Genomic DNA, 7,327 nt, shown 5'->3' on the forward strand with positions numbered 1-7,327 from the left:
TAATCATGTCTCTTTCCGAAGAAACAATCACTCTTCAGCGTGCCGCGCACGATCTGATGTATTTGGGTATGGACGGGAGTCCCGTCTATAGCGATGACTTGTCCCGCCGTAACGGCGAAGTTTATCGTCTGACCACGGCTTTATATAATTCCGGTGTCAAAGGATCTACCATTGAAGAGCAGGCTAATGTCTGTCTTGCTCTCCTGATGGGCTATAGCGCATCATTCATCGACCACGGCGAGAAGCAGAAACACGTCCAGGAAGTCTTGGACCGTTGTTGGGACATTCTCGATGCTCTTCCTGCTTCGTTGTTGAAGCTCCGTCTGCTTACTGCCTGTTACGGTGAAGTATTCGACGAGCCTTTGGCCGATGAAGCCCGCGCTATTATCGCCGCCTGGGACGCAGCATCGCTTACTTCCGAGCAGCAGGAAGCTATCGTCGAGTTTCAGAATGTGATTGACAATCCTTATCCTTGGGAAGAGTTAGAGGAATCACTCATAGAAGAAGTTGATGTAAAATATGTCAAGGCTGATTTTGGAGTCCGGCATTTTGAAGATGCTGAAGTTAATGGTATTCCTGAAAAAGAAAAAGCGCCATTGATGCCTTTTATTGTTGACCGCAGATGGTTAATTGAAATAGATATAAAAAAGGGATGTATACTTAACTGGCCTAAAGGCATCAGAGCCCGTGTTAATTATAAAGTTTGTGATGAAGGTATTTACAAAATATACGATTCAAATAAAAAACTTATAAAAGAAAAAAAAGGGTATGTTCCGAAGATATTTGGTCAAGATGATACCAATTTTGGAGATTATGTATATATGACCATTGATAGTGAGGGGTTAATCAGAAACTGGAAAGTTACAGGGGTGATGTTGGAAGACTTACTTTCTTGAATATGCTCATATTGGTCGAGTAGCACTCGGGTTTAACTCATCTCTATTATGTGCGTGACTTTTCCGATATGTGCTGCAAGCACAGCCGTGTGTTGTCCATCATAAGTATGGTGAAGCTTCATGGCAGTTTTGTATGGGATTTCATCGGAATATTTTTTCAAAAAGATTTTTAACGGATGCTACCTGGCACTCACTTGAAAGGTATATACTATGTTTTATACACTTACGGATTATCTGAATTTAATTCCCAATAAAATCTCATTGGCCAATGGCTAATGTTAAAATCAGAATTATTTTTTTACATAACTCGGTTTAGGGCACTATCTGGTACCTTAATTAAGGGGTATGCCCTAAATTGAGTGCTTACAATTAACCAAGAGGCTGCTTTACAATTAGCCTCGCAATTGAATATTTACGAATGAGGGAAACTTATATTATAGGTGAGATTGGGCAAAATCACAATGGTTCTGTGGATTTAGCCAATTTGATTGTTGATTTGGTGTCACGTCCTATCAAGGAAGAAGCATTTGGTTTGAAATTAAAACCAATGAACGCTGTAAAATTAACTAAGAGAGATCTTAATGAAGAGTTATCTGATTCTCAGATGAACAGAATCTATGACTCTCCCAATTCATTTGGTAGGACATATGGTGAGCACCGGGCGTTTCTAGAGCTCTCTGATGAAGAACATTTTGAGGTTTATAAGCATGCGAAAACACTAGGGGTAGATTTTGTCGAAACTTTGTGTGCCGTGAATTGTCTTTCAATGCTAAAACTCTTCATACCAGATAGGCTTAAGGTTGCGAGCCGTGATTTGACAAACCTACCTCTTCTTGCTGCTCTTGCAGAGACGAAGATCCCCATCATTTTATCAACTGGCATGGCGGGTAAAAAAGAACTTGACGAAGCACTTAAAGTTATAACACGGTATCATGATGATATATCTATCCTTCATTGTGTAAGTCAATATCCTACTCACCCAGAGAATCTTAATCTTCGTACAATAACCTATCTCAAAAAGCATTATCCCCAGTATACAATTGGATTTTCTGACCATACAATAGGGATAGCGGCTCCCATCGCAGCAGTAGGAATGGGAGCTGAGATTATTGAGAAGCATGTGACAATTGATAGACGAATGAAAGGAACTGACCAAGCAGGATCATTAGGGCCTGATGGTGTCAATCGCATGGTGCGCGATATCAGATATACAGAAATGAGTCTCGGGATTGAGGATATTTATATAGACAAGAGCGTTACGTCATCAAAAATAAAGCTAGAACGCTCAATTGCATCTAAGCATGTCATAAAGGCTGGTGAAATAATTAAGCAAGAAGACGTTCATATGCTCAGCCCTGGAGATGGTTTTAAGTGGGATGAGAAAGAAAAGGTAATAGGCCACGCAGCAGCAAGAGAAATTAAAGCAAACGAGGTCATTTATAAAGACGATATAGAATAAAATGGAGAAAAAAAAAGTCCTGTGCATTATACCAGCACGAGGGGGGAGCAAGAGAATTCCTCATAAGAACATATCCTTATTCAAGGGAGCCCCTATAATCTCATACTCAATAAAGACCGTTCTGGATAGCGGAATAGCCGATGAGATAATGGTTTCAACTGATGATGAAAAAATAGCGGAAATAGCGAAACAATATGGCGCTAAAGTACCCTTTTTTCGGGACGAGTCAACTTCAAATGATTTTGCGGGGGTAGCTGATGTTTTAGTGGAAGTAGTTAATAAATATAAAGAAATAGGGCAAGAATTCGAATATGTTATATGTGTTTTTGCAACAGATCCATTATTGCGATCTGAAAATCTATCAGATGCTTTCCATCAATTAGAATGCACTCCTGACGCTGAATCGATATCAACAGCAGAGGAGTATTCTTTCCCTCCTCAAAGAGGCTTGATTATAGAGGAAGGCATCCTAAAGATGCTTCATCCTGAAAATTATTCATGTCGCTCTCAAGATTTTCAGAAGATATATCATGACAGCAATCAGTTCTTTATTTATAGAACAGAAGCATTATTGCACTATAAAAAACTTTATACAAACAAAAATTTACCTTTTATAATAAAGTCTTCGGAGTCGCAAGATATTGACACAATGGAGGATTGGGCTATTGCAGAGATGAAATACGACTTAATTCATAATAGTTAATCATGAATGTATTATTTACAGCAGTCGGTTCAATAGGATCGCGACACATTAACAATCTTACAGCTCTTTGTGCAGAAAAGGGTATCGATCTGACGATTGATGCTATTCGGTATAGTGAAAGAGAATTAAGTAGTGAGTTAAGGAGCAAGATACGCAATGAAATAAGAGTTCAGTCACAACTTGAAAGTCATTATGATATTCTTTTCGTGACAGATGAAACAAGGACTCACTATGATAATATCATTCGCTATCGGAGCCTGTGTGAACATATGTTTATTGAAAAGCCCATATTTGATACATTGGATTATCCAATAGACGAGATAAAGCCTCAAAGTGATAAATCGGTTTATTATGTAGCAGCACCTATAAGATTTTCAAACTATTACAACCAGCTTCGCAAACTGGTTGACAACAATAATGTGTATTCAGCTCGCATCATCTTTTCTAGCTATATGCCAAGTTGGCAGCTTGGACGTGATTACAGGAAAAGCTTTAGATGCTTTGAATCACGGGGCGGTGGAGTTGATATTGACCTGCTTCATGAGTTGGATTATGCTCTCGAATTGTTTGGGAAGCCAGAAAAGGTGTATAGAGTAGCCGGTAAATATTCTAACTTGGAGATGGATGCTTGCGACTTAGCTGTGTATATTTTGGAATATAAGGATAAAGTAGTTGAGATTCATCTTGATTATTTTGGAAGAGTTCGCAATCGTCAAACCGAGCTTTATACACAAGACGATGTTATTGTTGTTGACTTTAACAAGCATAGTACTGAGCGACGTGTAACCTCACAGAGCGAAGAGTATGGTGAGGAGAATCAATTCTATCAGAATGAAATGGCATATTTTATTGAACTGGTTTTATCTGAGGGGAAAATGATTAATATCAACACTCCGTCAAAAGCTTATCAAACATTAAAGGTAACAAAAGGAATAATTTAAAAATAGAATATAAAATGGAATACAAGAATCTATTTTCGTTAGAAGGCCGCAATGCAGTTATTACTGGTGGATGCGGCTATTTAGGCCGTGAAATTGTTAAAGGACTTGTAGATTTTGGAGCCAATGTACATGTAGTTGATTACAAAATCTCAGAAGTAGAAGTCTCGGATAAGAGCCGGATTCATTATATCGAGTGTAATCTGGGAGATACAGAGTCAATAAAAAGAACCCTTGAATCAGCCTCTTGCGGAGGTGCAATTGACATTCTTATCACAATGGCAGCCAATCTTGGTGCTGGTGTAATGAGTAGCGTAGAGAATATGGATGATGAATATTGGCAGAAAGGTATTGATGGTACAATCGGCTATACCTTCAGAACAATCAGAGAAACCATCCCTTATATGAAAAAGAGTCAACACGGAAGTATCATTAATATCGGATCTCTCTATGCAGTTGGAGCCCCTGACCCTCGAACATATTTTGATACTCCATTTAATAGCACGCCTAACTATGGAGCAGGAAAAGCAGCCACAGTTGAGCTAACAAAATATTGTGCTGCTTATCTGGCAAAATACAATATCCGTGCAAACAGCGTAAGCCCGGGATCATTTCCTCATGAGAATGTTCAAGAGAATAAACTCTTCAAAGATCGTCTTTCCTATAAGACAATGATGGGACGTATTGGATATCCTGATGACCTTGTTGGCGCAATGATATTTTTGGCCTCCGATGCCAGCAAATACGTAACGGGAATAAACATAATGATTGATGGCGGTCAGACCGCATGGTAAATCATTATATTTATTATGTTGCCAAAACTAATATTAACAGATATTGACGGTGTTTGGACCGATGGGGGAATGTACTACGACCAAACTGGCAATGAATGGAAGAAGTTTCATACATATGACAGTGCCGGAGTTCTATTTGCCCATCGGCTGAATATACCGGTTGGAATTATCACAGGGGAGGATACAGCAATTGTTAGGAGAAGAGCAGATAAATTAAAGGTTGACTATTGTTACCTTGGGGTCAAGGACAAGGTTAGTTGTGTCCAAAAAATATGTGAAGAACGTTCCATGAAGCTTGAAGAAGTTGCATACATTGGAGATGATCTCAATGATATAGCACTCTTGAAACGCGTAGGATTGTCAGCAACCCCATCTTCAGCACCGGATTATGTTAAGCGCTTTGTTAATATAATAACAAATAAGCGAGGAGGAGAGGGCGCTTTCCGCGAGTTCGTTGAGAGAATCATAGGGGAAGAAAGAATATTAACCTATATTGAGGAGGTAATAACATTCAATCAATAAGGTCTAGCATGCAACCTAAACCAGAAAAGGACAGAAATATTTAGCAGGTAATGCCCCGTTATTAGAAGAACTATTTAAAGATATACCTCTGGCAAGGCCTATCGTTCATACTTAATTTCGTAATGTTTATCTATGTTATATTTTCAGCGATAATTTTATTAGGGGTAGTAGTATGTGTAGTCTGCCCAGACGTCATTATCTCTGGAATTATCATAGGGAGCATATTTTAAATAGCATCTGTGCTACTAATCGCTGAATTCAACTTTTAAATGCGACTCCTTGCTTTGAGTTCTCATTTCCACTTTTCCTTGTATTTTAGGAATTTGTCAATGAATGAGCTGGAGTTTGCCCAAATGGTGAAAGATGTTCGTATGGCAGAGGCAGCTATCGGTTCTGTTTCGTATGAACTTACTGATAAAATGAAGTCGGGTAGGAAGTTCTGTCGTTCACTCTATGTAGCCGAAAATATGAAGTTGGGAGAAGTAATTACGGAACAGAATGTTCGCTCCGTTCGTCCGGGATTTGGCTTGCATCCGAAATATCTGAAGGAAATATTAGGAGAGAAGGTAAATCGGGATCTGGATAAAGGAACTCGATTTGCATTGGAATTTATAAAACGTTAGTATAGAAAAAATAGGGAGCCTTTTACAGCCCCCTATACTCCCTTTCCGCATTGAAGCAAGGACAAGGTTTTATTGGATTCAAATCATGATGCCCTACAATCAGTGCACGTGGAAAGATGCGTTTCAACTCGCGGAGAAGAGCCAGCAGTGAAGCTTTCTGCTCTAAGGTGCGAGTGTCGGCCGGACGGCCTTCGGCATCCAGCCCTCCTTCGTAACAGATGCCGATGGAGTGGCGGTTGTGATTGAGGCAATGCGCGCCTATCTTTTCCGGTGGACGGCCGCGGTGGATCTCACCGTCGCGAGTCAGGTAGAAATGGTAGCCGATGTCGCTGAAGCCGCGGTGACGGATGTGGTCACGGCGACAATCCTCAAAGCTCAGGCGCACGCCCTGAGGCGTGGCCGAGCAATGAATAATGATGAGGGTAACCGTGCGCATGTCTACTTACAGGCGCCTAACCCTAAAGCTCCCGCCAGGGCGGTGGCTACGGTGATGATTACTTTGAGGACAATGCCCCATACGGATTTTGACTTCTTTTCTTCATTCATGATGACGGAGGATTTATGATTTAAGATTTATGATTTTTAATTGACGGTTATCCCAGTGGGTTTTCTCCCTGATCGCCGTCACTTCCGCCGTCACTGCTGCCTCCTGAATCACTTCCAGGAGTTTTTTCTCCTACGGTGTACGTGGAGGACTCTTTTAGCTGGCCTTCCAGATTAATCTGGGCATTGCTCAGTTCACCCGTGGCACGGGCCCGGAGCTTCAACCCCTTTACGTTGTTGGCCAGTGAAAACTCGGCAGCCGATGCTGCACCTTTCTTGCTGACGATGCCTACGGAGAAGATGGCAAGATCGTCCAGCTTCACATTCTTGCTGTCCAGGATCAGTTCCTTGATGCAGGAAATCATGTCCGCCAACACTCCCTTGATGACGCCGGCCGAGTAGGGTGTGTTGTGGTTGGACATGTGTTTGGCCAGTTTCTCTGTGTCGTAAGTGTCTTCAATCACGGGANGCCGGCCGAGTAGGGTGTGTTGTGGTTGGACATGTGTTTGGCCAGTTTCTCTGTGTCGTAAGTGTCTTCAATCACGGGACGTGCATACCAGAGGCCTTTCAGTGGGCTGTTTTCGCCCGTCACTTGATACTTTTTGTAACGAATCATAGTTTTAAATAAATTAAATAATTAAACAATTAAAAATTAAACATTCACGGAGTTGAGCTCAACAATGCAAAGATAACACCGCGTCTACAGACGTTTGTCACTTTCGGACGGTTCCGGTAGATTCTGGTCAGTTTCTGTCTGTTATTTATGTGTATATATTTGATAATGTTATGATTTATAGCTACATTTGATAAGAAATAAATCATAATCCATAAATCATAAATATCACTCAT

At 40.7% G+C, this 7,327-nt stretch carries 7 protein-coding genes and 4 pseudogenes; 8 read left to right on the forward strand and 3 right to left on the reverse strand.

Features of this window, described 5'->3' with window-relative positions:
• Window positions 1-5: 5 nt before the first annotated feature.
• The 8 genes and pseudogenes from AAE250_RS21215 to AAE250_RS21245 form a co-directional block, all read left to right on the forward strand.
• A pseudogene (locus tag AAE250_RS21215) lies at window positions 6-491 on the forward strand (UpxZ family transcription anti-terminator antagonist); the annotation flags it as partial.
• A 500-nt stretch (window positions 492-991) separates the two neighbouring features.
• Window positions 992-1,172 (forward strand): annotated as a pseudogene (locus AAE250_RS23670) (hypothetical protein); the annotation flags it as partial.
• Between the two features lie 142 nt (window positions 1,173-1,314).
• Window positions 1,315-2,355 carry an N-acetylneuraminate synthase family protein gene (locus AAE250_RS21220; protein ID WP_294602515.1) on the forward strand — a complete coding sequence of 347 codons (1,041 nt, stop codon included), beginning with the start codon at window positions 1,315-1,317 and terminating at the stop codon, window positions 2,353-2,355.
• Window position 2,356: 1 nt separating this feature from the next.
• Window positions 2,357-3,058 carry a pseudaminic acid cytidylyltransferase gene (gene pseF / locus AAE250_RS21225; protein WP_294602518.1) on the forward strand — a complete coding sequence of 234 codons (702 nt, stop codon included), beginning with the start codon at window positions 2,357-2,359 and terminating at the stop codon, window positions 3,056-3,058.
• A 2-nt stretch (window positions 3,059-3,060) separates the two neighbouring features.
• Complete coding sequence (locus tag AAE250_RS21230; protein ID WP_294602521.1) at window positions 3,061-3,999, forward strand: hypothetical protein; 939 nt, start codon at window positions 3,061-3,063, stop codon at window positions 3,997-3,999.
• Between the two features lie 14 nt (window positions 4,000-4,013).
• Window positions 4,014-4,790, forward strand: coding sequence for an SDR family oxidoreductase (locus tag AAE250_RS21235; protein WP_294602524.1), 777 nt, complete (start codon window positions 4,014-4,016; stop codon window positions 4,788-4,790).
• Window positions 4,791-4,805: 15 nt separating this feature from the next.
• The gene (locus tag AAE250_RS21240) at window positions 4,806-5,312 is read left to right on the forward strand and encodes a KdsC family phosphatase (protein WP_294602527.1); all 507 of its coding nucleotides are present in this window, start codon (window positions 4,806-4,808) and stop codon (window positions 5,310-5,312) included.
• A 320-nt stretch (window positions 5,313-5,632) separates the two neighbouring features.
• Window positions 5,633-5,935 (forward strand): annotated as a pseudogene (locus AAE250_RS21245) (SAF domain-containing protein); the annotation flags it as partial.
• 22 nt (window positions 5,936-5,957) lie between these two features.
• Here the strand turns inward: AAE250_RS21245 and AAE250_RS21250 are convergent.
• From AAE250_RS21250 to AAE250_RS21260, 3 genes and pseudogenes are all read right to left on the reverse strand, one after another.
• Window positions 5,958-6,371 carry an N-acetylmuramoyl-L-alanine amidase gene (locus AAE250_RS21250; RefSeq protein ID WP_294602529.1) on the reverse strand — a complete coding sequence of 138 codons (414 nt, stop codon included), beginning with the start codon at window positions 6,369-6,371 and terminating at the stop codon, window positions 5,958-5,960.
• 2 nt (window positions 6,372-6,373) lie between these two features.
• Window positions 6,374-6,481: a smalltalk protein gene (locus AAE250_RS23675; RefSeq protein WP_366779875.1), complete on the reverse strand. Its 108-nt coding sequence runs from the start codon at window positions 6,479-6,481 to the stop codon at window positions 6,374-6,376.
• 47 nt (window positions 6,482-6,528) lie between these two features.
• Window positions 6,529-7,094 (reverse strand): annotated as a pseudogene (locus AAE250_RS21260) (HU family DNA-binding protein).
• Between the last annotated feature and the right edge of the window lie 233 nt (window positions 7,095-7,327).

This window comes from Bacteroides sp. GD17, from assembly GCF_038448625.1.
Taxonomy (GTDB): Bacteria; Bacteroidota; Bacteroidia; order Bacteroidales; family Bacteroidaceae; genus Bacteroides.